Raw genomic sequence first — 23,861 nt, 5'->3', positions numbered from 1 at the left:
TTACATTAATTATACTGCTAATACATTGCCAACGTTTTATCACTAAAAGCATTCAGCTTATCAAACTTTTTAGTCGCTTAGTCGATGAATTAGTATGTTTGTACGCTATTAACAGGTTATGAGTGCGTGGACTTAGCACTTTAAGAGTACATGAATAAGCTATCATTGTAAAAGATTATTCATACTTCACCCGGAGATAAAAACTTGAAATATGAAATATAATTACATTGTTTTAATCCTGACAATGATCCTGTTAGGTACAGGAGTTAATGCGCAATCTTATAATGATGGTGATGTTTTTAATGGTGACGAAACGACCACTGGAAATTGGAATATTAAGAGTGGATTCAATGTTACCATTGAAGGCAATTTTAATTCGCTTACGGATGGTCTAATAAGAGGTGGTAATTTGACTATTCGTAAAAATTATAATCATACAGGTTGGAGTCGCGATGACATTGAAAATGGTTCCAGGGTTGAAGTATTTGGAAATCTTAATTCGACACAGTCATTTTATGTGCGTGAGGGAGCAACGGTTATTGTTCATGGCGACTATACTGATAGAGGTGGCTCTTCATATATTCGAGGAATATTAATTGTTCTTGGCAGTGTTGATTTAAGAGGCGTTAACATTTCTGGTAGTGGTAAACTAATTGTTGGGAAAGGTGGGATAATACGCAACGCCGGGGGCGACTACAGAGGTGATGTCTATGATATGAGTGGAACTCTAGCTGCTGATAAAAATGCGCCTGTTCCATCCAAAGGTTTTGCAGATAAGGACCAATTTCTAATTGACGAAGTTAACAATGATGAGTTGAATAGAATTCTAGGAGATTTGGGACTATTATCCAATGTAGAGGTCCCAACAGGATTTACTTATACCAATTTATCTGGTTCGACTATTGATTTAAAGTGGAAGCTTAATGCAAATAGTGATGATGTAATGATAGCCTGGTCAAATAGTGACTTAAACGACAGACCTGTTGATGGGTCTAACTATGCTCTGGGTGCGATCTTAGATGCCGGCTCTGAAATTATCTATAAGGGTAAATTGGAGGCTTGGTCCTACAATGGTTTAACCCCCGGAGAGATTGCCTACTTGCGTATTTGGTCATACACAACTCCAGGTAATGAGTACTCCATGCCGGTTAAATTAAAAGTAGAGCCACTTAGTTCGAATACCATTTTTTACGATGGTTTCGAAGGTACTCAAAGTGGTGAAGGTAGTGGAAGTTGGAGTGAGACACCTGGTGTTAGTAGATATTATATCCCCTTTTTGGGGTGGCTAAAAGAATACTCAAATAATGATTGGACGTTTGGTGCTAAAGAAAAATATGCTGGTCGCAATTCAAAGTACATTTCAAAAAATGCAGATGATGCAAGCTATAATACCGAGCTGAGGTATACCGGTCAAAATTACATAAGTGATATGCGCCTGACTTTATCTGGCATTGATACTAAACATAAGAGTGTTGAACTATCTTTCTATTGGAAGTGTGTGGGCGAACCAACGCGCGATGAAGGAGCGCTATCGATCAATGGGACCTGGTATGATGGTTATGCCGGACAGGGAGTATGGATACAAGAAACCATTGATATTACAGATGCGGTGAGCAATGGACGTGCAACTGTTGATTTTAGATTTACCACGAACCATCAGGGGGGAGTCGATCCGGGGTTTTGTATCGACGAGGTACGTGTGATTGGAAGTGAGGTAGCGCGTGTTCGTGATTTTAAGGGGACTGCATTGTCATCGGAAGAAGTGGCTCTGGAGTGGACGAAAAACGCCCCTGAAGATAACGTGCTGATTGCCTATTCTCCGTGCGGAAGTATTGGGCGGCCGCAAGATGGGAAAAGCTACTCGTCCGGCGACTTCTTGCCCGATGGAGGCGTGGTGGTGTATTCAGGGGCGGCTGAAAATTATACCCATACAGGTAACTTTAGCGGCCAGTTAACCTATAAAATTTGGACCAAAAAAGGAGGCGCGTATTCTAGTGCGAAAGCCATCAAAGTGCGTATGCCCGTGGCACTGCCATTTGTAGAGGATTTTGAAGAGTCCGTGGATGCCTGGAGCTTTGGTGATGGGGCCAATAAATGGGTGCATGGTGCGGCAACAGCAAATCAAGGTAGTGGCAAATCAGCCTATATCTCCAATGATATGGGTGTAACCGCTGGCTATGATGCAGCAAGTTCTGCTGATACATATCTGGAACTGGAAGTTGATTTGAGGAATTATGAATCTGCAAGCTTGGATTTTGAGTGGAGAGTAAAAGGTGATTATTGGACAGGTTGGGGTGAGGTTCTGGTTGATGGTAATAGACGACAAAGTACGGAGGGTAGGGAATACTATTATGATGTAAATGATTGGAATAAAGAAACTATTTCTTTAAACAGCTTTATAAATGGGATTCATACTGTTCAGTTTAGGTGGAGAAATCATGATTTTGGGAGTCCTAGTAATCCCGGCTTTTGTATCGATGATGTTAAAATAACCGGTACCATTGCCGAGCCCAAATCATTTGCAGCTACTAACCCCAATGATGTTTTAAATAATCTAACCTGGGAGAAAAATGCCTATAATGACGATGTACTAATTCTATATTCGGAATCGACCATAACTGACTCTCCACAAAATGAAACTTTATACGAGGTGGGTGATGTGTTACCTAACGGGAGCATAGTGCTTTATCATGGCGATTTATTGGCAACCGGAGCTGCGCCTTTCGAGCACGCCCCATTAAAGTATGGGACCATTTATAATTACCGGGCCTTTTCATCGCGTAACGGCATTTATTCAAAAGGGATTGATGCCAGTGCCAATACCCCGGCAAAAGTAACAGTCCTATTCGAGGATTGGGAGGATTCAAATACCTATAGTAAATGGACAGTCAATACGCCAAATAAACCTAATAATTGGCTGATAGGTGGGCGTGATACGTTTTCGGAAGGAACAAAGTCGGCCTATATTAGAAATAATAATAGCACAACAGCTGGTTACAATATAAGCAATGCCTCAGAATCGTGGCTGGAAGTTGAAGTGGATTTAGAAGATTTAAATACCGCCAGTTTGTCATTTGATTGGAAATGTGATGGCGAAGCAGGGAGTGGTACAGTTTATGATTATGGAGAGGTTTATATAAATACTGGGAGTAACGATATTTTGTTAAGTGATGCAAAAGAATTTTATGGTTCTGGCTCGTGGCAACAAAGGGATATTGACCTAAGTAAGCATTTAGGCAATTTAGCAACGATTAAATTCAAATGGTATAATGATCGTTCTACAGGTGGTCCGTTAGGTTTTTGCATCGACAATATAGAAGTGGGCGGTATTTACGATCCAACATCTACAGTTTCCAATGGGGTTGCTGAAGTGGTCTCGATTTCATCCATTATTAATACCCCGGCCGAGCAACTTTCTGTGTTCTCCTTTAACCTGAACGATAATGGGTCGAGATATGCTGAGACGCGTACCTTGGTGCAGCAATTGGTCATCAGTCAAGAGGATGGAAATAATACGATTGATAAGTGGAGCGATGCCATTGCTGGTGCTGTTTTATATGGAACAGGGCTTCCGGGTGAAGGAGTGGCAGGAAGTATTACTAGTTCGTCCATCACGTTTACCGGCACTGATATGATTGAGCTGGAAGAATCAACTCAACCTTCAGGTAATTACAGCTTAAGCATTTGGTTGAAGTCTGATTTAAATGCATCGGGCATTTACGAGGGAGATGCTTTCGGCTTTGTTGTTAAAGGAAGCGATATTGTTACCGGTAAAGGCGATGATTTTATTAAAGTCACTGAGGCGGTGAGCGGAGCCATCAGACTATCTGTTGAAGCTACCGAGTTGCGCTTTACACAGCAACCTCCGGCTTATGCATCAGTTAATACGCCATTAAGCCAATTTGTTGAAGTGTCTGCAACCGATGCTAATGGTAATGTTGATAAGGATTATAATAAAAGTATTATTTTAAGTAATGATGGTCCTTCTGGTCCATTGACGATGGATTATGTCTCAGAGCATGCTGGGGCGGGAAGTGCTACCTTCGATGGATTAATATTTACACAAAAAGGTACAACTACTTTAAGCGCAACGTCAGGTACTAACCCGGATATTATTGCTACTAACAATGTATCCGATGAGGTGGAAGTAACTAATTACTGTACACCAATTAGTAGTACCTCGGCCAACCGTTGGATTACTCTGGTGAATGTTGGTACAATTAATAACTTTTCCGGCAACGATAACGGTTATGGCGACTACCTCAGCCACAAAACAACATTAATTCCAAGTAAAGAGTACGATATTACAGTTGGTGTTAGTAATAACGGCAGTGAGGCTTATGGTTATGTGTGGGTTGATTGGAATGGTGATGAAGTTTTTGCAGATAACGAACGTTATAGTCTGGGAAGCACAACTCGAAACGGAATTACATCTTTAACCGGTACGATTAATAATATTCCAGCGGATGCAAAAGTGGGTTCAACGCGTATGCGTGTGCGCTTTTCAACAGATATTGGAAATACCCCATGTAATGATGTAAACGGAGAAGTGGAAGATTATACCATAATTATTGCATCGAATGGCTGGTTGGGCCAAAATCAGCAATGGGATGCCACCAGTAACTGGATGGCTGGGGTTTTGCCAGATAGCAATACGGATGTACATATCCCTGAGTACCCATACTATAACAAGGTTTATCCTGTTATTACACCCGCAAGTGGTGAAGCTTTTATGAAAAATCTGGAAATTGACAACAATGCTTCTCTTACTATCAAGCCGGGAGCCCTGGTGAATATTGCTGGAAACATTACTAATAGCGGTGATTTAGTGATTGAGAACACCATTCCGGAACCAGCTTCTGTGATCACGAATCCGGCGAAAACCATAATAGGTGAGGCGACTATAAGGTGGACCTATGGAAATTTATTTTATTGGTTTATTGGCCATAGTATCAGTAATCCTTCCATGGTGGCTTACCGGAATATTTTAAATGATCCAAATCAGCGTTACGTTTTGTATGACTATAAGGAATCCGGAGATATAATTAATATGGGGAGAGTGGCTGGCTTTGAGTTTGCAAGTGGAGCGCAAGATCCGGAACGTCTGCGAGGATACCAATTAAAGGTGTTAAATCCAGCAACTATAGAACATAAAGGTCAGTTAAATAATGAGCCATATTATCAGAAGCCTGTCTATACAGGTACTGGCTGGCAGATTATTGCGAATCCATATCCGGCCTATTATAAGCTGCCGTTTGGGACAGATGATTTTGCGGCTACCGATGGGAGTGTGTATATTACAAAGGGGACACACAATGCTAATAAAAGCTTCGAAATCTACAACACGGTTTCGGAAGTGGCCACTCCAAAGGATTTTGACGGGGTGATTGCGCCCACTCAGGCCTTTTATATTAAAACGCTCAACTCAGCTCCGGCAGGCGCCCAAATTACCATGAGAGCAAGTCAGTGCACAAATGTTTTATCGACTCCAACCCTTAAGTCTGGAGGGAACTCAGATAAGCAGCTGCTGCGTTTGTATTTATCGAATGAATATGGCTTAACCGATGAGGCTGTTATAGGTCTCTATACCAATGGAGAGCTGGGCATCAACCGTCAGGATTCAGAACAGCGCATGTACAGCAAAACAAACTATTCGTACATTTATTCAGTGGTTGATCAGCAAAAAATGGCCATTAACATATTGCCACAGCTTGTCAGTGAATATCAGCAAGTATTGGGTGTCCAAACTAAGCCTGGGAAGCAAAAGTTGCGAATAAGTGGTTTGCAGCAACTCGATGGTGCCTATGAAGTGATACTCGAAGACAAGGCCACCCAACCATCTACCCTGACGCTAATGAATAATGAGATAGAGTATGAATTTACGGCTGAAGAAGGCGTGTTTCACGACCGTTTTGTACTGCATTTCAAACCTGGCAAAGCGGAGGTGCCTACAGATATTGATGATGTGGCTGATGAAAGTGCATCTGTAAGCGTTTATGTGCATAATGATGCAACCCTTAAGGTCAACTGTAAATGGGAGATTGAACGCAAGACGGTAGAGGTTTATACTATCTCCGGTTCGTTACTGCTTAATGACGTATTTGAAGGCGAAGTTTTTACTACAGATTTATCTGTTAGTCCGGGAGTGTATATTGTTAAAGTGAGAGGTGAAGAGCAGAGCTATGAACAAAAGCTATTTATAAGATAGAATAAAGTATACCAATACAATTCAATAGAGCCCGGTTGTTAAAAGCCGGGCTTTGTTATGTATTGTCATAAATAATTGTTTTTAAAGTGGTAAAACCTTTATGGCCTCTTTGAACTCCTCTAAAATGAGTGGTTTCTTCAGGAAGGCTTTAGCGCCATAATACTGGCAGGCATCAATGGTTTCAGCATCGGTGTCGCCCGACACAACAATCACGGGTATGCCCAGCCATTCTTCTTCTAAATCTTCGAGAATAGAGAAGCCATCCTTGTTGGGCATGTGTAAGTCCAATAATATCAAATCGGGTTGTTTGGCCACAATCATTCTCCAGCCTTCAACGCCGTCTTTGGCTTCCAATACTTCAACCTCGTAGTGTTGTAGCATCATTTTTAAAAGAGAGCGGCTGTCCGCTGCATCATCCACAATTAGAACTTTTTTCATGTGTCTTAAATTTGGGTTTAATTGCCACATGTAAGTCTTCAAACGGTTCTTTAGCTGAGCAAGAAATCATGTTATTCGACTTGTTTCACCATGATGGGGTGATAGTACCCCTGTTAATAACGTTTTTGTGGTAGCAAAGTTGCGCTGAACAGGATGGAAGGTGTTGCTTATTAGGGGACTGGGTGTGTTAAAAAAGGTCTTTTATATTTTATTTTGTGAACTTGGTCACTGGGGAATGAGCGTTGGTCATAAATCTTAAAAAATATCGACAGATAGAGTTTAAGATGCATTTGTTAAGTGGTCTAAACCAAACCGATTACCTTTTTTGTTTAAAAAATTCCTGAATAATGGTTCTGCACTCCTCTTGCATAATGCCTGACACAACACTTGTTTTGGGGTGAATTAGCGGTGGTTCACAGCGCGAAAAGCCGCGTTTTTCGTCTTGAGCGCCATATACAATACCTTTTATTTGCGACCAGTTAAGCGCACCGGCACACATAACGCAAGGCTCTAGAGTAACATAAAGGGTGCACTCGTTGAGGTATTTGCCGCCCAAAAACTCAGCAGCAGCTGTAATTGCCAGCATCTCAGCATGGGCTGTCACATCATTGAGAGTTTCTGTGAGGTTGTGGCTTCTGGCAATAATTTGGTTGTTACAAACCACCACAGCACCTACCGGAACTTCATCTTTCTCTTTAGCTTTCTGGGCTTCGGTAAAAGCTTGTTTCATAAAGTATTCATCCGAAAAGGTAATCGTGCTCATAGCAATGTGTTTTTTTAATTAGTTACATGTATTGACAAAAGTCATGTATTACTCAGCCTGAGTTAAAAAACTGTGCCCTAAAAGTCTCAACGGCTTTTTTGTATTTATTTTCTTACTATTTTCGCAAAGATAATTTTAAACGTCAATATCGTTGCATACATTTGCCAACTGGCAACGATAAATATGTAATTACAATGTACAGGACACATACGTGCGGAGAATTAAGAATTGAGCACATCAATCAAACGGTAACATTAAGTGGTTGGGTGCAAAAGATAAGAAACCTGGGTGGAATGACTTTTATCGACTTACGGGATCGTTATGGTATTACTCAGCTGGTTTTTAACGAACAAACCCATAAGGATCTCTGCGAGCAAGCAGAAGAATTGGGACGTGAGTTTGTTATACAAGTCAAAGGACAGGTAGCAGAACGCAGTAATAAAAACAGTAAGATAGCTACTGGTGATATTGAAATTCTGGTGGAACAGTTGTCGGTTCTGAATTCTTCCGAATTACCGCCTTTTACCATTGAGGACGAAACTGATGGCGGTGATGAGTTACGTATGAAATATCGCTATCTGGATTTACGCCGTAGTCCGGTACGTGAGAATTTGATATTGCGCCATAAGATTGGTTTTGAGGTACGTAATTATTTAAATTCCGAAAATTTCATTGAAACAGAAACACCTGTTTTAATAAAGTCCACTCCTGAAGGGGCAAGAGACTTTATTGTCCCCTCGCGCATGAATGAAGGCCAGTTTTATGCGTTGCCACAGTCGCCGCAGGTATTTAAACAGTTGCTGATGGTGAGTGGTTTCGATCGCTATTTCCAGATTGTGAAGTGTTTTCGTGATGAAGATTTGCGCGCCGATCGTCAGCCTGAATTTACCCAGATTGACTGCGAGATGTCGTTTGTTGAGCAGGAAGATATCCTGAATACATTTGAAGGAATGACCAAGCATCTGTTTAAAACGATTAAGAATGTAGATATTGACTACACCTTTCCGCGTTTAGCTTATGCAGATGCCATGAAATATTACGGGTCGGATAAGCCTGATACCCGCTTCGGGATGAAGTTTGTTGAGCTTACTGAGGCAGTGAAAAACTCAGAGTTTAAGTTGTTCAATGAAGCAGAATATGTTGGTGGTATTTGCGCCGAAGGATGTGCATCTTATACACGCAAACAGCTGGATCAGCTAACCGATTTTGTGAAGAAACCACAAATTGGTGCTGGTGGCCTGATTTATATTAAGTTTAATGCAGATGGCTCCGTTAAATCATCTATTGATAAATTTTTCAGTGCAGACGAATTAAAAGAGCTGGGTAAAAAATTCAATGCTAAAGAAGGTGATTTAGTGCTGATACTGGCCGGTGTTCGCAATAAAACACTAAATGCCCTTTGCGAGTTGCGTTTGGAGATGGGCGAACGTTTAGGTTTGCGCGATAAGAATAAGTTCTCGCCATTATGGGTTGTTGACTTCCCATTGTTGGAGTGGGATGAAGATACAAAGCGGTTTTATGCCATGCACCACCCGTTCACCTCACCAAAAGAGGAAGATCTGGCTCAGTTAGATACCAATCCCGGGGAGGTTCGTGCCAATGCCTATGATTTAGTAATCAATGGTGTGGAGATAGGCGGTGGTTCGGTTCGTATTTACAACGATGAGCTGCAGCAAAAAATGTTTAAGTTACTTGGTTTTACAGAGGAAGAAGCAGAAAACCAGTTTGGCTTTTTGATGAATGCCTTCAAATACGGAGCGCCTCCACATGGAGGAGTAGCTTTTGGCTTTGACCGTTTGGTAGCCATGTTTGCTGGTCTGGATTCTATACGTGATGTAATCGCGTTCCCTAAAAACAACTCAGGCCGAGATGTGATGATTGATTCTCCATCGCCTGTAGCTAAAGAGCAGTTGGACGAGTTAAAGATTGCACTTACGCTAAAAGAGCAGTAGCGATTATTTTAGTACAATATAAAATGGGGCATCTGATAAAGGTGCCCCATTTGTTTTATGGTAGGCGGAATAAAGGATTTTTCCGGGATTTTTATTTCTGCAAATTAGCTCAGGGACATTTGCGTAATCCGATGTTTTTTTCTTGTGCTGTTAAAAGTTATAGTACAGACTCTTTAACGAGGTGCGTATGCCAAAATAGACATGTTGTGTATCCATTGTTTCCTGGTCGTTGGTCATTGTTCTGACTCTTGCTCCCGCTACAATGTTGAACATGTTGCGCGGGTTGACCAGAAACGACACATTAAAATCGGCATTGTAAATATTGGTTTTAAGGCCATCACCTATTGAGTAGCCATGGTCCACAGGGCGTCCGTTTTCATCAAGTGGTCGTTGCGTATTCGGCTTTACAACATCTTTGCCCCAGCTAATGCCATCGCCATAATCATCGCCATACATGGTGGCCATTAGCTCTGTTTTAAATAGCCAGCGGTTTTTGCGGTATTTTAGTATGGCAAGGCCTTCTCTGAAGTTGGCACCTAAGATGTGTGCCATGGGCTGGTTCAGGTGCGAATAGGAATAAATACTGGTATAATGCGAATAGGTATAGGGCCTTATCTGGTTATATTCTAACTGAAGATCGAGCTTATCAATGCCTAGTAAATCAAAAGTACGAGCCCCTAATTGAAACCCTTGTTTGTTGGCCCACCACTTATTGCCGCTAAATACTTCATCAAATTTAAATTCGCCTAATACAAACTGTCCGTAGAAGGTTAACCACTTAGCAGCTATATATCGCGCATTTAATCCCATGGTTACATTATCTGGCGATCCCAGGTTGTATTCCACCGGTCGGAAAAAATTAACAGGGTTCAGGTAGTGAATGTCGAAGCCACGATAACCGGTTGTATCCTGCTCAGCGTATACAACATTGGCATATAATCCAATACTCAGCCGTTTAGTCAGGTTCCAGTCCAGGTATTGATGAACGCCATATTTGCCCGGATAGCGAAAGTCTGTTTGGTCAGCTATCGCATCGTAGTTGAGCATTTTGTTCCACATTACCATGTATTTAATATTCCAAAAATCGGCTGTAAGCTTTACGTAGGGGTAACTAAAGGCGCCATCAGAAAGTAGCAGTGAGCGGTGTCCATCTCCAATAAAGTGCTTGCCATTACCCAGTTGCAGATGAAAGTATTTAGCAAAGTTAAATGCGATGTAGCCGGTGGCTTGCGCATAGTCGTGCCCGTTGCTGCCGAAGTTTTTCCGCTGACCTTGTCCGGGCATCATATTGGTTTGGCTTGCAAACTGGTTGATGTAGTTAGGAACTACTGCCTGGTTTTCGACGAAATCAGTGTAAAAATGCAGGTGTTTACCAATATTTCCTTTAATAAAGAGCCCTCTTGTGTTGGTCCAGGTTGTGAGACCTTCTTCGTTTTCTCGTCCTCCTTCAAAGGCAAAAATAGGATTTACCACAATGTTAATGTCGCCTTTATCCAAGGTAAAGAGATCGTCATGCAGCAGGCGCTGCCAAAAGTTTAGTTTTCCATTGGGGATCCTCAACCCATTGTATAACACCGAATCAGTGTTTACTAAAGTATTAAGCTGATCCATGCGGTATTGACGGACTGCTGTATGGAAATTTGTTGAAGGTTTATACACGTAACGTTCAAAAGGAGAGTAGTAGGTGTCTTCGTAATGACTGATGGACTGAGCTGACAAACAGTGCCCAATCATTGCAATAATAATGATTGCAAGGTATTGCTTAATCATAGATGATGGTCTTTTAACAACGAATATACAATTTACCTGGCATCTATACGCCTTGCTATAGGCAAAGTTTCAGTAAAAATAAGGGAAGAATGGCTGCAGATTAAGTGGAAAAATGGCAAGCCGCTATATGTTGTTTAGCCAACATGCCGAGGAGCGCTGTACTTTTGTGATTGGGGCTTTAAATAAAAAGAGCTAAAAGCCGTGACATCTCTCGTTATCCTTTTTTGGCAAAACTTTCACCAGGATCCTCGTACCCTTATTATAGCGAGGTGCTACAGCTTTCGGCTCCATAACTGAATTCGAAATCCCATCCCTGAGATATAGCTAAGTTAAGGGAAGCAGGGGAGGGAGTCAATCGAAAAGCATCGAATTTTCGCTATAGAGTGTAAAAAGGATAAGTTTTTTATTGAAATGATAGCCGGCTTATACATAAATCATAAATTTGCTCCTCATTGATTAAAAATGATAAAAACAGTATAGCTGTAGTTCCGATATGATGCGATTAAAACACACTTTAGCCTATTTCTTTTTGGTATTTTTTGCCTTGTTACTCACTCTTATTCTGATTGCAGAATTGGCTGAGAATAGGATTGCTAAGATAGCTCTGAAGCAGATTAACAGCTCGATAGATGCAAGCATTTCTGTTAATGACATTGACTTTTCGTTAGTCAAAGCATTTCCTGATGCAATGGTTGAGCTGCGGGAGGTAAACGTATCCAGCCAGGCAGATACCATGGCACAGGTTGAGCGGGTGTTTGTTTCAGTAGAAATGTGGCCATTGCTTGATGGAGAATTTAATATTACCGAAATAGCGGTTGAGGGAGGCAATGCTTTTTACAAGGTAGATAGCAGTGGTAAGACTAATTTCGATGTCTTTTTATCGGGTCCTGAAGTGCCTGAGGCTGCTAATGACAGCTCTAATGCTCCGCTATTTCTATCAATTGAGCATTTGGAACTTAGTGAGCTGTTTTGTACTTATACCGACGACAAAAATAAGATCAGTGCCTGTTTGTACATAGATGAAGGGCTATCCAGTATCCATATGGATGATCAAAATACGAAGGCTGCCTTTAAGGGAACGTTACGAGCAAATAATTGTCGCTACCCGGGAACAAATCTTCATTTGATGGATGAAACAGAGGTGGATATTGATGTTGTGTATTTTAATGATCTGGTATCACTGCATAGCTTAAATATTGTTTCTGATGGTCTTCAGTTAGCCGCCAGGGGGGAAGTAAAGAATCAACAGTCAATATTTACCGATCTCACTATTTCATCGCAGGAGTTGAATATTTCAGAACTAAAAAAATACCTGCCCGATAGTTTACTCACGGCCTATCAAATAAATCGTTTGGGCGGTTTGGCATCCTTTAATGCCACCCTTAAAGGAGAAGTTAATGATAGCACCCTGCCAAAAATTGATGCCCAGCTGCGTCTTAAGGCCGGACAAGTTGGATTAGAACGCTTTCCTGCCATTGAATCCATCTTTTTTTCAGGTACGTATACCAATGGTGAATTGATGAATAATGCATCCACCAGTATTACAGTTGATACCTTCAGTTTTGTTTCTGGAGGAAGTAAAGCCTCTTTACATGCTCAAGTTACAAACCTCGATAAGATGAGCTATCGTTTAAAGTCCAATGTAGAGCTCAAGTTAGATGATATCGGAATGTTTATTCCTGATTCATTAGTGAGTTACTTGGGCGGTCGGGTAAATCTGAAAATGGCGACGAGTGGTGTTTTACCAGACAGTATTGATCTGCAGTATGCCGATTATTTGTTGGCTCATACCAAGGGAAGCATTGGGCTTCAAGAGGTGGCTGTGCAAATGAATTCAGGTATTGCAGTTGAGGGTTTGAGCGGGCAAATTGCTTATCAGAAACACTCCTTGAAAGCCGATAGTCTTAGGGTGCGACTCCCTGACTATCAGTTTAATTTAACGGATGCACACTTTTTAGCCAGTTATACAGGTCAACTATCTCATATTAAAACTCTTGGTTTTACGTGTAAAGAATTAGATGTGAAGACTGTGAATAGCCGATTGTCAGGTCAGCTTCAATTCAATAACCCCAACAGTCCGTATTACTCGATTGATGCCAATGCCGCACTTGATTTGGCTGAGTTTGCCCCTTTCGTTCCAGATTCGTTGGTTAATAAAATGAGTGGGAAGGTAAGTGCACAGCTTCGTTCTGCTGGCTCCCTGCAGCTCGATTCATTGGTGGAGCATCTTATGCAACATCTTTTTACCAAGGGGGAGTTGTTACTAGGTTTTGATGATGCTACTGTTGAAATGAATGCGCCCTTAATGCAGGTAAATAAACTTACAGGTCATGTTCGTTTAGCACAAGACACCATTCGGCTTGAGGATTGTTCGGGTGCATTGGCAGGCGTAGAGTTCGATGCCGATTCAACATGCATTAGTAACTTCTACCATGCTTTTTGGTTGAACCAGCCAGATACAGTAAAAGTAGACGCCTATTTGAATTTAGGGGATATTGATTTTGTGGCCTTTGCACCGCTTATGGACAATGAAGGAGCTACGGAGCAGGCTGAATCGGATGTCAGTGCTGAGCCGGCCAACTACCGCTTTCAGGCGAAAGGAAAAGTAACCGCCAAAAGTTTCTGGTACGAAAACGCCTTGTTCGAAAATATAAGTGCCCTATACAATATGTCTGACAGCCTGTATATTATTGATCAGCTAAAGATCGATGCGTTTAAAGGAACCACTAATAGCTCTGTTAAAGCACAGAGGCTGCCAGGTGATGAAATGAAGATTAACTTTAAAAACACTACTAAAGGGTTGGATATTAATCAGCTATTATATGACTTTGACGACTTTATGGACTATACCGAAGAGGTGTATATCAGTCATGAGCAGTTGAGTGGATTTCTAAGTGCAGACAGTCTTGCGGGTCAGATTGTTTTTATTGATGATTCAATAGTGATGGACAAAATTAAGTTAAAAGCTAATTTATTACTGGAGGAGGGGCGTTTGAAAGACTATCCAATTACAGCTGAAATGGGTCGTGATTATAATATCGATGGTTTGGATGATTTGCAATTTAAAACTGTAGATACCAAAATGTTTATGACTGGAGGAGCTGTGTATGCCCCACTGACGAATATCAGGACAAATACATTTGATATCAGCCTTTTTGGAATGCAGGAATTTAATTTGGATTGTCAATATCACCTGCGATTTTATTTGAAAGAAATTTTAAGAAAAGGAAAGACTGATCGAATTGAGAAAAAGCAAGCCAAAGCAGATAAACAAACAACAGACGGGGGAACGAAGGGCCTAACATCTCTTTATGCGGTATATAAGATTAAGAATGGAGAAACTGTAAAGAGCACCTTGGAAGGCAAAGATTCTCAGATGCGTAATAAGATGAAAAGTCTTATTTATGTAAAAGAAGCGTTCGCTCAGTTGGAGTTTCATCCTCTGATTGTGCAGTATGAAACAGGTGTTAATGATTAATAAATTTGCTCATGAGTAGATATAGGAAGATTAATGGGTGGTTGTATTTATTTTTATTGGGAGCTTTATCAGCTCTTGTTTGGGCTTATTTTGAATTTAGCAGTGATGAACAATTAGAGGAGATAAAACAGGTTAGGGTTTCAGATATTGTGTTTGGCCAGGAATCGGCAGAACAAAGTATTATTTTATACTATGACTATAATTGTTCATATTGTAAGAAGTTTTTCGATGAGGTTTACCCAAGTTTGCATGATGATTTTATTAGAACAGGTAAAATAAAGTTAGTGCTTCGCTTGATTTGCAGAGGGAATGATGCGATGGCTTTAAGAGCCTACCAAACAGCTATCTGTATCAATAAGTTTGGTAGTTATGAAAAGTTACATGCCCTTTTGCTCCATAATAGTCAAATAATGTATACTGAGCATTTTAATCAGCTAATTGACGATTACGTGGTCGAAAATGAGTTTCTAGGAGAGTGTATTTTGGATTCTGACGGAAGTGATATTATAAGAAATATTTATGAGTTTCAGGTTCTGAAAACCAAAGGAACGCCTACATTTGTATTGGGGAGTGATGTTATATCCGGCTTTAAGGATTATAACTATTTAAAGAAAAAAATAAACAAACTTTAAAAGTGTTGAAATGAAAAAGGTAGTGAAATTATTTGCATTCGCGCTATTGGGAATGGCTACATTAACATTGTCTAGTTGCGGCAGTGACGATCCAGAGGAGTCATGCAATAAAAATGATCAAGATATAGGTACTTGTTCTGCTGCTGATATTACAGCTTGTTGTGATGACGAGGGCTCATGCTATTTCCTTTATGGCGGTGATAAATATAGTTCAGCCGGAGACTTAGCAATAAAATGTCAATCTTCGAGTGCAATTCAGTTAAAAACGATAGAACTCGAGTTGGATGCAATTACTGAGCAACTTATTAATGAAGCGCGCGCAGCTGCTATTTGTCAATAAGTCAATCGAACAAAATAAAAACCCGACTGGAAACAGTCGGGTTTTTTTAGCTTAAATTTTATTATTCCCAGAAACGGTACCAGCCTTTCCGCTGTAATTTCCTCAGTTGTTTATTCACCTCTTCGCCCCGAAGGTTGATAGCTACAATCTCGCCATTTTCATTGATCAGAAAATTGGAAGGGATACCACGCACGCCATAAGTTTTTGCCGCTTGGTTGCGCCAGCCTTTCAGGTCACTCACATGGTATGGCCATTCGAGCTTATCTTCTTCAATGGCTTTTTTCCAGTCCGCCTCTTTCATATCAAGCGATACACTGAGGATAGCAAAGCCTTTTGCATCGGGAAATACGGCATCATTATATTTATGATAGGCTTCCACCAGCACCGGGTTTTCTTTTCGGCAAGGGGCACACCAGCTGGCCCAAAAATCAACCAAAATAATATACCCTTCAAGTTCCGAAAGGGAGAAGGCCTCACCGTTTATAGATTGTTGGGTAATATTAGGGGCTTTGTCGCCCACTTTTAAGGCCTGACCAAAGGCTGGTAGTGATAATAGTTGAAGTGCTGTAAATAGTATAATAAAGTATGATTTCATCCCTTGCATTTTTCGTGTGCTAAGATAATTATTAATCTGGTTTGGCCGCCTTTTGCCGGGTTACCCTATGCCGCCACCTATAACTACATCATTGGTGTAGATAACGATGGACTGTCCTGGTGTTATGGCCCACACTGGTTCGGCAAAATTTATTATTAGCTGGCTATTTTTCAGCTGAATGGTTCCTGCATAGCCGGGCACACTATCTAAGCCCCTAATGCGTATAAAGAGCTGTTTGTTTTGCCACTGTTCGGTTGCATCTGTTAATTGAAAATCATTCAAAGCTACTTGCTGCGTGTATAATTGGTCCTTATTGCCAGCAATTAAGCTCTTGGTTGAAGCGTCTATTGCTATTACGCATTTACCTTTTGCTACGCCTTCAATACCACGTCGCTGCCCGAGGGTATAGAACGGGTAACCATCGTGCTGCCCCAGCACCTGCCCATTCTCATCAACCACCTGTCCCGGAGCAAGGGAAGGATGTGTTTGGCCAAGTAAATCTGACAGGTATTGCCGGTAATCTGTGCCGGCCAGAAAACATACGCCCATACTTTCTTTTTTTTCAGCAATGGCGACATAACCAAGCTCATGAGCCAGTTGTCTCACCTCGTGCTTGTGCAACTGGCCCAGTGGAAACAGGGCGCGGGCTATAGTTGCCTGATTCAGGTTCCATAGAAAATAGGATTGATCTTTCGCAGGGTCGAGGCCCTTTTGGATGTAGTATCTGTTGTTGATAAAGGCTTTTTGCACGTAGTGGCCCGTAGCAATGTATTCGCACTGTAGTTTGTCAGCGTGCTCGAGCAAGAGCTTCCATTTAATGGTTTCATTGCATTTAACACAAGGGTTGGGCGTGCGGCCTTTAAGGTATTCATCAGCAAAGTACTGTATTACTGTCTCTTTAAACTCTGGCCGACAGTCAATAAGGTGGTGCTCAATGTTACGCTCTTTAGCCAGTTGCTGTGCCGCTTTAATAGCAGGGTCAGAGGCCTCTGTGTGCGTCAATAAAGTAGCACCTATCACTTCGTAGCCTTGTTGCTGTAATAACACTGCCGACATGGAGCTGTCCATGCCTCCGCTCATCCCTAATAGTACCCTTTTTCTTATCATCATATCTGTTCCTGCCGCGAAAATAGTAATAATACTTTAGTTGAAGGGCAGAGTGAAGCGGGTGGATGGGAGGGAACTTAGAAGCTATCAGCTATTGCCAGTAGCTGATAGCAAAATCATTTATTCTTCAATGTTTTTTCGAACGGCATTTAAAAATGTGTGCATGCCTTCAGAATCTTTTTTATCAATTAGTTCCAGCAGATGTTTTAGTTGAAAGCGGATGTTTTCAACCTGCTTATAAGTGAACGGGTTGAATAAAATCTCTGTTAATAGGTGGTCTTCCTCAGACAACAGTCCTTTGGCAATTTGCATGTGTTTGGTAAAGGTGGTTCCCGGAGCTTTCTGATGCTTCATGCAGGCAGCAAAAACCAGCGAGGAGGAGAAGGGAATGGATAATGAATAGGCGATGGTTTCATCGTGAGCATCGAAGCTGTATTCGTGGATGTTGAGTTTTAGCGAGGCATAAAAATCTTTGAAAAACGCTTTCCCCAAATGATCACTCTGCGAAATAATGATTGCATGGTGCATGCTTAAATCTTTCAGGTTGGCAAACGTAGGTCCAAACATCGGGTGCGTTGAAACATACCGCATGCCACTGTTCTCGTAGAAGCTCTGCAGGCCGGTTTTAACCGAGGCAATATCAGATATAATGCAGTCTTTTGGCAAATATGGCAATACCTCTTCAAACGAGGCCAGTGTGTATTTAAGGCTCACAGCATTAATCAGTAGCTCTGGTTCAAACGCTCTGATTTCATCCAGTTGAGTGAGGCGTTGTGTATTAAAAATATAACGGAGACGCTTGATGTCCTTATCAAAGATCGCTACTTCGTGTTGAAGGCACAAGGCATCGGTCAGCCAGGTGCCCATCTTTCCGGCTCCGAGGATACAAATTTTCATGGTTGCTAGTATCAAGTATCAAGACATAAGATTCAAGATCTTTCGAGTGAATAAAATCAGCCGTGAATCCTGAACCCTATGTCTTTATTTATTTTTATTTTTTAGCTAATGCTTTATTCATTATCTGGTTCTGTCGGTTAATCGATTCTTCGTGGATATGCTCATAAACTTTCACTACAAAATCAGGATTTAAGCCCACTTCTTCGGCCTGCACTCTGCGGTTGTTCATTACCTCGTCGTAGCGGCGTGTTTGAAGAATGGTGATGTTGTTCTCGTACTTGTACTTACCAATGGCCTCGGAAATTTTCATTCGCGACTTCAAGGTTTCAAGCAATTGTTTGTCTATTAAATCAATTTTTTGGCGCAGCTCATCAAGTGTAATACGCGGAGTATCACCAATAGCCGAACGACGAACAATTAGATTTTGCTTGATTTCGCCCAGTTGTTGTGGCGTAACTTGCTGGCTGGCATCACTCCACGCCTTTTCAGGACACATGTGCGATTCGATGATTAAACCATTAAAGTTAAGGTCCATGGCTTCCTGCGAAATTTCTGCAATCATCTCACTTTTACCGCTAATATGGCTAGGGTCGGTGATGATGGGAAGTTCAGGGATACGACGGCGCAGCTCAATCGGAATTTGCCACTCCGGATTATTGCGGTATTTGCTCTTATCATAGGTGCTGAAACCGCGGTGAATAGCACCAATCATTTTTACACCGGCCCGGTTAACCCGCTCAATGGCGCCAATCCATAATTCTAAATCCGGATTAACAGGGTTTTTTATTAACACAGGCTTATCTACCCCGGTAAGGGCATCGGCTACTTCCTGAACGGCAAAAGGGTTAGCGGTTGTGCGGGCGCCAATCCAAAGCATATCTACCCCAAATTTCAGTGCTTCGTAAACATGGTGTGCGTTAGCAACCTCTACGCTCACAAACATGCCGGTTTCTTCTTTAACCTTTTTCAACCATGGTAATCCAACTGTTCCAACGCCTTCAAAAGCGCCAGGACGTGTTCTTGGTTTCCATATTCCGGCTCTGAATATTTTAACGCCTTGTGCTGCCAGCTGACGCGCTGTTTCAAGGGTTTGCTCTTCTGTTTCGGCACTACAGGGTCCGGCAATAATTATCGGACGTTTTAACTCTAAGCCTGGCAATGCCAATGGTTGTAAATCTAATTTATGTTGTTCCATGATTGTTAATTTTTTAATGCTTTTATACGTTGTTTTGCTTCTTGTAAAGTGGTTTCATTGGTGCATAAACTTATGCGGATATAGCGTTGTCCTTTGTTACCGAAAATAAATCCAGGGGTGATAAATACATCACAACCATATAGGATTTCATCTGCTAATTCGCCGCTATCCTTATATTTATCAGGTATGCGTGCCCAAATAAACATACCTGTTTGTTCCAGATCGTATTGGCAGGCCAGCAAATCCATTATTTCATGGACTAATACCCGTCGTTTTTTATATTCGTTATTCACCTTGGTATACCAGGTGTCATCCAACGCCAGGGCCTTGGCAGCAGCTAGTTGCAGGGGTTTGAACATGCCCGAATCCATATTGCTTTTAATGCGCAGAATGTATTGAATGAACTCAGGATTGGATACGGCCATGCCAATTCGCCAGCCAGCCATGTTGTGCGACTTACTCAGGGAGTTAAGTTCAATGGCAATATCCTTGGCTCCTTCTACCTGCATAATGCTTTGTGGAGCATCATTCAGAATAAAGCTGTACGGATTATCATTAATGATTACAATGTTGTGCTTTTTGCCAAAAGCAATCACTTTTTTAAAGAATTCCGAACTGGCATTCGCACCTGTTGGCATGTTGGGATAGTTAAGCCACATCAGTTTTACCTGGCTTAAATCCATTGTTTCGAGTTTTTCCAGGTTAGGAAGCCACTGGTTGTTTTCATCCAGATCGTAATAGATTAAGTTGGCCTCGGCAATTTTGCTGGCAGAGGCATAGGTTGGGTAGCCCGGATTGGGCACCAATACGCTATCGCCCGGATTGACAAAAGCCAGCGTGATGTGCATAATACCTTCTTTCGAGCCCATGAGTGGCAGTACTTCACGGTTGGAGTCAATAGCTACTCCATAATGCTTGTTGTACCAATTACTCATCGCTTCCCTGAGTTCGGGGATACCTACATAGCTTTGGTAGCCATGCGTGTTATCTTCAGAGCTTTGCTTGTTCAGCTCTTGCAATACTTCCGGTGCAGGCGGTAAATCTGGGTTTCCTATGCCCAAATTAATGATTGGTTTGCCAGCTTTTCGAAGTTGCTCCAGCTCCTTTAATTTGATGGAGAAGTAGTATTCTTCAACGGTGCCTATTCTATTGGCGGGTTGTATATCAATATTTTTTTGCATCTGCTTAATTTGAATTTGCGGTTTCAATGTGTCCGTTGTTTACGGGGTACGATTGCTTTCCAATGGCGTATTCACCCAGTGATTTCAGTTTACGGGTTAAAGGTCGGATCGCATCGAGCGATTGTAAATAGCGTTTATAGTCTGAAAATGTTAAATCAACGTAAAACAGGTATTCCCATTCTTGTCCAACAATTGGAAGAGACTGTATTTTAGTGAGGTTAATGTTGTAAAAGGCCAGTATAGTTAGCACTTTCGACAGGCTGCCTTCCTCATGTGGCAGAGAAAATACTATGGATGATTTGTTGATTTTATTTTGCTCCAGTAAGGCATCCGTTTCTGTTTTACCACGGTCGGAAACAACCAGAAAGCGTGTGTAATTCTTTTTATTGGTTTCAATGTTCTTAGCCAAAGTTTCAAGATTGTACATCTCAGCGGCCAGCTCCGAAGCAATGGCTCCTATGCCCGTCAACTGTTCATCAGCAATGCGCTTGGCACTCAAAGCAGTGTCTTCCGATTCAATGAGCTTGATATGAGGGTACTCTCTGAAAAATGCCTCACACTGGGCTATGGCCATTGGGTGTGAATAAACTTCTTTGATATCACTAATGGATTGTCCATGCAAGGCCAACAGTTGATGCTTTATGCGGAGCTTGTACTCGCCAATAATGGTGAGGTCACTGTCTTTAAGCATTGTGTAGTTCGATAATAAACCACCTACTAGTGTATTTTCAATGGCGATAATGCCATAGCAGTCCCTGTCATTCTTTAGGGTTTCAAACAAATCGGGAAAGGTAAGGCAGGGAATCATCTCAAGTGTATCTTCTTCAAAGTAGGCTCTGGCAGCTATTTCATGATTAGCTCCTGGCCATCCCTGTATGGCTATTTTTTTGATTGTTCGATTCATGTTCACTAGTTATGGATATAAAAAAACCCGCCTTATAGAGGCGGGTTTATATAATTTAGTTTCGTATTGTTTATGTCATAGAAAGCCCACCTCTTTTGCTACTGCTAAAAAAGAAATAATAATAGTTATAAAAGAAAATGTGAGCCATCATTGCTTTGTCTGTTCTATGCTGCAAATGTATGAATATATTTGCAAATGCAAAATTGTGAGTAAATAAAATGATAAAAAAATAATTTGTAGGAATTATGAAGTTTAGGCTTATAGGTTGTAAGTATTATTCAGGTGCTAAGTTTTAAGGAGGTTCTTATATTGTATTTTTTAGCGCGAAACCTCAAGAGGATGGGCATTGGAAATAGCTTCATTTTTTGCCAGTTTATATCTGGTTAAAGGGTGTTTAAGGTAAAAGATACTGCCTTTTCCAGGTTTAGATTTCAAGTGTATTGAGCCGCCTAACTGTTTAATGAGATCATTGGCAATTGTGAGGCCTAACCCGGAGCCGGGCATTTTTCTGAGCTGCACATTATCAACCTGCGAGAAGCGTTTAAAGATATCCTCATGCTTCTCTTCAGGAATGCCAATGCCGGTATCTTTCACAAAAACAGTTAGTTGGCACTCGTTGGCAAAGGCGCCAATGGTAATACTACCTTGTTCGGTAAATTTAATTGCATTTGTTATCAGGTTAAAAACAATTTGCTTAAACCTTACTGTATCAGTTTCAATCTCTAAGTGCTTATTAATGCGTGCATCAAGCTTAATAGTGATTGCTTTTTTGCTCTTGATGATTTCACTCTCAAACTGTTGGAGTGCGGCATTCAGAAAGTCTAATACATTAATTTGCGAGTATTGCAACGAAAGGTGTCCTGATTCGATTTGTGAAAACGTCAGAATATCGGAAATAAGTTTTAATAATTGGTCGCCGTTGGATTGAATAATGCTGAGGTACCTTTTTTTCTCTTCGTGCGTGAGGGAGTCATCTTCCAGGAGTTCCGAAAATCCAATTATTGCATTCATTGGCGTCCTGATTTCGTGCGACATATTGGCTAAGAAAGCTGATTTTAAAAGGTCTGATTGCTCAGCTTTCTCTTTTGCGGCAATTAGCTCTTCTTCATACTTTTTCTTTTCGGTAACGTCCGACAGTATTTCGACAAACCCAATGGGGCGATTCTCGCTATCGAATACCGGATGGGTTTTATGGACGTATGTGTTGCCTGAGTATTGACTGATGTGCTCTCTTACCTCAGTGCGATTGGTTTTGAGGCATGTTTCGTACTGACAGAAATCGCAAGGCGTAGCACGATTGAAATATGTTTCATGGCATTTTTTGCCAATGACTTTTTCAAATGGAACCCCTGTTGATTGCTTGAAAGCGTGATTGGCCCATACAATATTATAGTCGTTATCAATAAATACCACCTGTTCGTCCAGGCTGTTGAGAATTAATGCTTTCTCATCTTCAAGCTGTTTGATTGTTTTTGCTCTTTGCGCACCAAGCTTTCGGGCTTCTTTAAGTCGAACTGTTTTATTTTTAACCGTTCTGATTTGAAATATCAGTATGATGAGTAGTAAAATGGTTAACCCGATTAGCCCGTAAATAACTGGCTTCAGCCATTTATGATTGTGTTTTAGATCTTGTGTTACCCAGTGGTTGATAGTATGTGAGTAGTAATCGGGCTGTTCGCTTTTAAGTTTGAGCAGGGTTAAATCGATTTTGTTTAATATTTCGCTCGTCAGTGGTCCTCCGGCAATGTGCACATTAACCGGGTTAAAGTAAATAGAGGTGGCCTTTAGTTTTTGGTTGATATTTTGCAGATAGCCATATAGCTTATTAACAGCTCCGGCATCGGCTTCTTTATTGCCAATCTTTTGAAATACCTGGTCTAGGTTTTCGCACCAAATAACACTTACTTCAACGTTAAAATCCTCCAGTAATTTCAGAAGTGCCCTTGCATGGGTGTCGCCCTTTTCAAGCGCAATTGTTTTGCCGCCGAGGTCGGTAATGTTATTAATCACCGTGTTACTGTTGCAGTAGATGACCCCCCAATTCGTATAAATGGTTTCCTCGTTAAACAATACAAGCTGCTCTCGTTCCTCGGTTTTGGCAACAGTAGTTAGTAAATCGATTTTACCATAATGCAGGGCATCAAAACCAGTAGCTATGGTTGTTGGGATGTATTCAACGTGCCAGTTGTTTATTTCTGCTACCTGGTTAATGATGTCAATAAAAATGCCTTTTGCCAGGCCACTGGAGTCAATGCTGCATAAGGGCGGGTTATAGTGTACGCCTACCCTAATGGTTTCATTGCTGTTAGCCGCCAGTGTGGCCGTGCAAATCCAAAGGAATGTGATTGCTATGTTTAAACTTCTTGTGAGCATAGGAAGCAATGCTTCTCGAATATGATTG

15 protein-coding genes are annotated in these 23,861 nt (G+C 41.3%); 5 read left to right on the top strand and 10 right to left on the bottom strand.

The annotated features are described in order from the left end of the window. The first annotated feature begins 211 nt into the window (after positions 1-211). Positions 212-6,208, top strand: a complete 5,997-nt coding sequence (locus tag ACSX1H_RS14570) for a DUF8693 domain-containing protein (RefSeq protein ID WP_439184958.1) — start codon at positions 212-214, stop codon at positions 6,206-6,208. A gap of 81 nt (positions 6,209-6,289) precedes the next feature. Here ACSX1H_RS14570 and ACSX1H_RS14565 read toward each other — a convergent pair whose 3' ends face one another. Both ACSX1H_RS14565 and ACSX1H_RS14560 read right to left on the bottom strand, forming a co-directional pair. Beyond that, positions 6,290-6,646, bottom strand: a complete 357-nt coding sequence (locus ACSX1H_RS14565; RefSeq protein WP_439184957.1) for a response regulator — start codon at positions 6,644-6,646, stop codon at positions 6,290-6,292. Positions 6,647-6,962: 316 nt separating this feature from the next. Then, a complete protein-coding gene (locus ACSX1H_RS14560) occupies positions 6,963-7,409 on the bottom strand; it encodes a nucleoside deaminase (RefSeq protein WP_439184956.1) in 447 nt (148 codons plus the stop codon). A 194-nt stretch (positions 7,410-7,603) separates the two neighbouring features. Here ACSX1H_RS14560 and aspS point away from each other — a divergent pair, with 194 nt between their 5' ends. Next, on the top strand, positions 7,604-9,361 hold the full coding sequence (gene aspS, locus ACSX1H_RS14555) for an aspartate--tRNA ligase (RefSeq protein WP_439184955.1): 1,758 nt from the start codon (positions 7,604-7,606) through the stop codon (positions 9,359-9,361). Between the two features lie 150 nt (positions 9,362-9,511). Here aspS and ACSX1H_RS14550 read toward each other — a convergent pair whose 3' ends face one another. Further along, positions 9,512-11,131 carry a hypothetical protein gene (locus ACSX1H_RS14550; protein ID WP_439184954.1) on the bottom strand — a complete coding sequence of 540 codons (1,620 nt, stop codon included), beginning with the start codon at positions 11,129-11,131 and terminating at the stop codon, positions 9,512-9,514. A gap of 493 nt (positions 11,132-11,624) precedes the next feature. On the opposite strand from ACSX1H_RS14550, the gene ACSX1H_RS14545 reads away from it, so the two are divergent. The 3 genes from ACSX1H_RS14545 to ACSX1H_RS14535 are packed head-to-tail and all read left to right on the top strand — an operon-like array spanning position 11,625 to position 15,581. Then, positions 11,625-14,609, top strand: coding sequence for an AsmA family protein (locus ACSX1H_RS14545; RefSeq protein WP_439184953.1), 2,985 nt, complete (start codon positions 11,625-11,627; stop codon positions 14,607-14,609). An 11-nt stretch (positions 14,610-14,620) separates the two neighbouring features. After that, positions 14,621-15,241: a DsbA family protein gene (locus tag ACSX1H_RS14540; protein ID WP_439184952.1), complete on the top strand. Its 621-nt coding sequence runs from the start codon at positions 14,621-14,623 to the stop codon at positions 15,239-15,241. A gap of 10 nt (positions 15,242-15,251) precedes the next feature. Then, positions 15,252-15,581 (top strand): hypothetical protein, encoded by a 330-nt coding sequence (locus tag ACSX1H_RS14535; RefSeq protein ID WP_439184951.1) that lies wholly within the window; start codon positions 15,252-15,254, stop codon positions 15,579-15,581. A gap of 61 nt (positions 15,582-15,642) precedes the next feature. Here ACSX1H_RS14535 and ACSX1H_RS14530 read toward each other — a convergent pair whose 3' ends face one another. From ACSX1H_RS14530 to ACSX1H_RS14500, 7 genes are all read right to left on the bottom strand, one after another. Next, positions 15,643-16,176 (bottom strand): peroxiredoxin family protein, encoded by a 534-nt coding sequence (locus tag ACSX1H_RS14530; protein ID WP_439184950.1) that lies wholly within the window; start codon positions 16,174-16,176, stop codon positions 15,643-15,645. Between the two features lie 60 nt (positions 16,177-16,236). Beyond that, entirely contained in the window at positions 16,237-17,286 is a 1,050-nt protein-coding gene (gene mnmA / locus ACSX1H_RS14525; RefSeq protein WP_439184949.1) for a tRNA 2-thiouridine(34) synthase MnmA, read from the bottom strand. 117 nt (positions 17,287-17,403) lie between these two features. Further along, positions 17,404-18,180 (bottom strand): prephenate dehydrogenase/arogenate dehydrogenase family protein, encoded by a 777-nt coding sequence (locus tag ACSX1H_RS14520; RefSeq protein ID WP_439184948.1) that lies wholly within the window; start codon positions 18,178-18,180, stop codon positions 17,404-17,406. A gap of 94 nt (positions 18,181-18,274) precedes the next feature. Further along, positions 18,275-19,375: a chorismate mutase gene (locus ACSX1H_RS14515; RefSeq protein ID WP_439184947.1), complete on the bottom strand. Its 1,101-nt coding sequence runs from the start codon at positions 19,373-19,375 to the stop codon at positions 18,275-18,277. 5 nt (positions 19,376-19,380) lie between these two features. Next, positions 19,381-20,556, bottom strand: coding sequence for a pyridoxal phosphate-dependent aminotransferase (locus tag ACSX1H_RS14510; protein WP_439184946.1), 1,176 nt, complete (start codon positions 20,554-20,556; stop codon positions 19,381-19,383). 4 nt (positions 20,557-20,560) lie between these two features. Beyond that, positions 20,561-21,460 carry a prephenate dehydratase gene (locus ACSX1H_RS14505; RefSeq protein ID WP_439184945.1) on the bottom strand — a complete coding sequence of 300 codons (900 nt, stop codon included), beginning with the start codon at positions 21,458-21,460 and terminating at the stop codon, positions 20,561-20,563. Between the two features lie 318 nt (positions 21,461-21,778). Beyond that, positions 21,779-23,833 carry an ATP-binding protein gene (locus tag ACSX1H_RS14500; RefSeq protein ID WP_439184944.1) on the bottom strand — a complete coding sequence of 685 codons (2,055 nt, stop codon included), beginning with the start codon at positions 23,831-23,833 and terminating at the stop codon, positions 21,779-21,781. Between the last annotated feature and the right edge of the window lie 28 nt (positions 23,834-23,861).

The sequence above is a fragment of the Carboxylicivirga taeanensis genome, assembly GCF_051851475.1.
In the GTDB taxonomy this organism is placed as follows: Bacteria; Bacteroidota; Bacteroidia; order Bacteroidales; family Marinilabiliaceae; genus Carboxylicivirga; species Carboxylicivirga taeanensis.
The sequence above is the reverse complement of the archived record's forward strand: the minus strand, read 5'-3'. Positions and strand labels throughout refer to the sequence as shown.

Coding starts and splice junctions, on each gene's coding strand:
- ACSX1H_RS14570 (WP_439184958.1), top strand. CDS start 212: ATGAAATATAATTACATTGTTTTAATCCTGACAATGATCCTGTTAGGT.
- ACSX1H_RS14565 (WP_439184957.1), bottom strand. CDS start 6,646: ATGAAAAAAGTTCTAATTGTGGATGATGCAGCGGACAGCCGCTCTCTT.
- ACSX1H_RS14560 (WP_439184956.1), bottom strand. CDS start 7,409: ATGAGCACGATTACCTTTTCGGATGAATACTTTATGAAACAAGCTTTT.
- aspS (WP_439184955.1), top strand. CDS start 7,604: ATGTACAGGACACATACGTGCGGAGAATTAAGAATTGAGCACATCAAT.
- ACSX1H_RS14550 (WP_439184954.1), bottom strand. CDS start 11,131: ATGATTAAGCAATACCTTGCAATCATTATTATTGCAATGATTGGGCAC.
- ACSX1H_RS14545 (WP_439184953.1), top strand. CDS start 11,625: ATGATGCGATTAAAACACACTTTAGCCTATTTCTTTTTGGTATTTTTT.
- ACSX1H_RS14540 (WP_439184952.1), top strand. CDS start 14,621: ATGAGTAGATATAGGAAGATTAATGGGTGGTTGTATTTATTTTTATTG.
- ACSX1H_RS14535 (WP_439184951.1), top strand. CDS start 15,252: ATGAAAAAGGTAGTGAAATTATTTGCATTCGCGCTATTGGGAATGGCT.
- ACSX1H_RS14530 (WP_439184950.1), bottom strand. CDS start 16,176: ATGAAATCATACTTTATTATACTATTTACAGCACTTCAACTATTATCA.
- mnmA (WP_439184949.1), bottom strand. CDS start 17,286: ATGATGATAAGAAAAAGGGTACTATTAGGGATGAGCGGAGGCATGGAC.
- ACSX1H_RS14520 (WP_439184948.1), bottom strand. CDS start 18,180: ATGAAAATTTGTATCCTCGGAGCCGGAAAGATGGGCACCTGGCTGACC.
- ACSX1H_RS14515 (WP_439184947.1), bottom strand. CDS start 19,375: ATGGAACAACATAAATTAGATTTACAACCATTGGCATTGCCAGGCTTA.
- ACSX1H_RS14510 (WP_439184946.1), bottom strand. CDS start 20,556: ATGCAAAAAAATATTGATATACAACCCGCCAATAGAATAGGCACCGTT.
- ACSX1H_RS14505 (WP_439184945.1), bottom strand. CDS start 21,460: ATGAATCGAACAATCAAAAAAATAGCCATACAGGGATGGCCAGGAGCT.
- ACSX1H_RS14500 (WP_439184944.1), bottom strand. CDS start 23,833: ATGCTCACAAGAAGTTTAAACATAGCAATCACATTCCTTTGGATTTGC.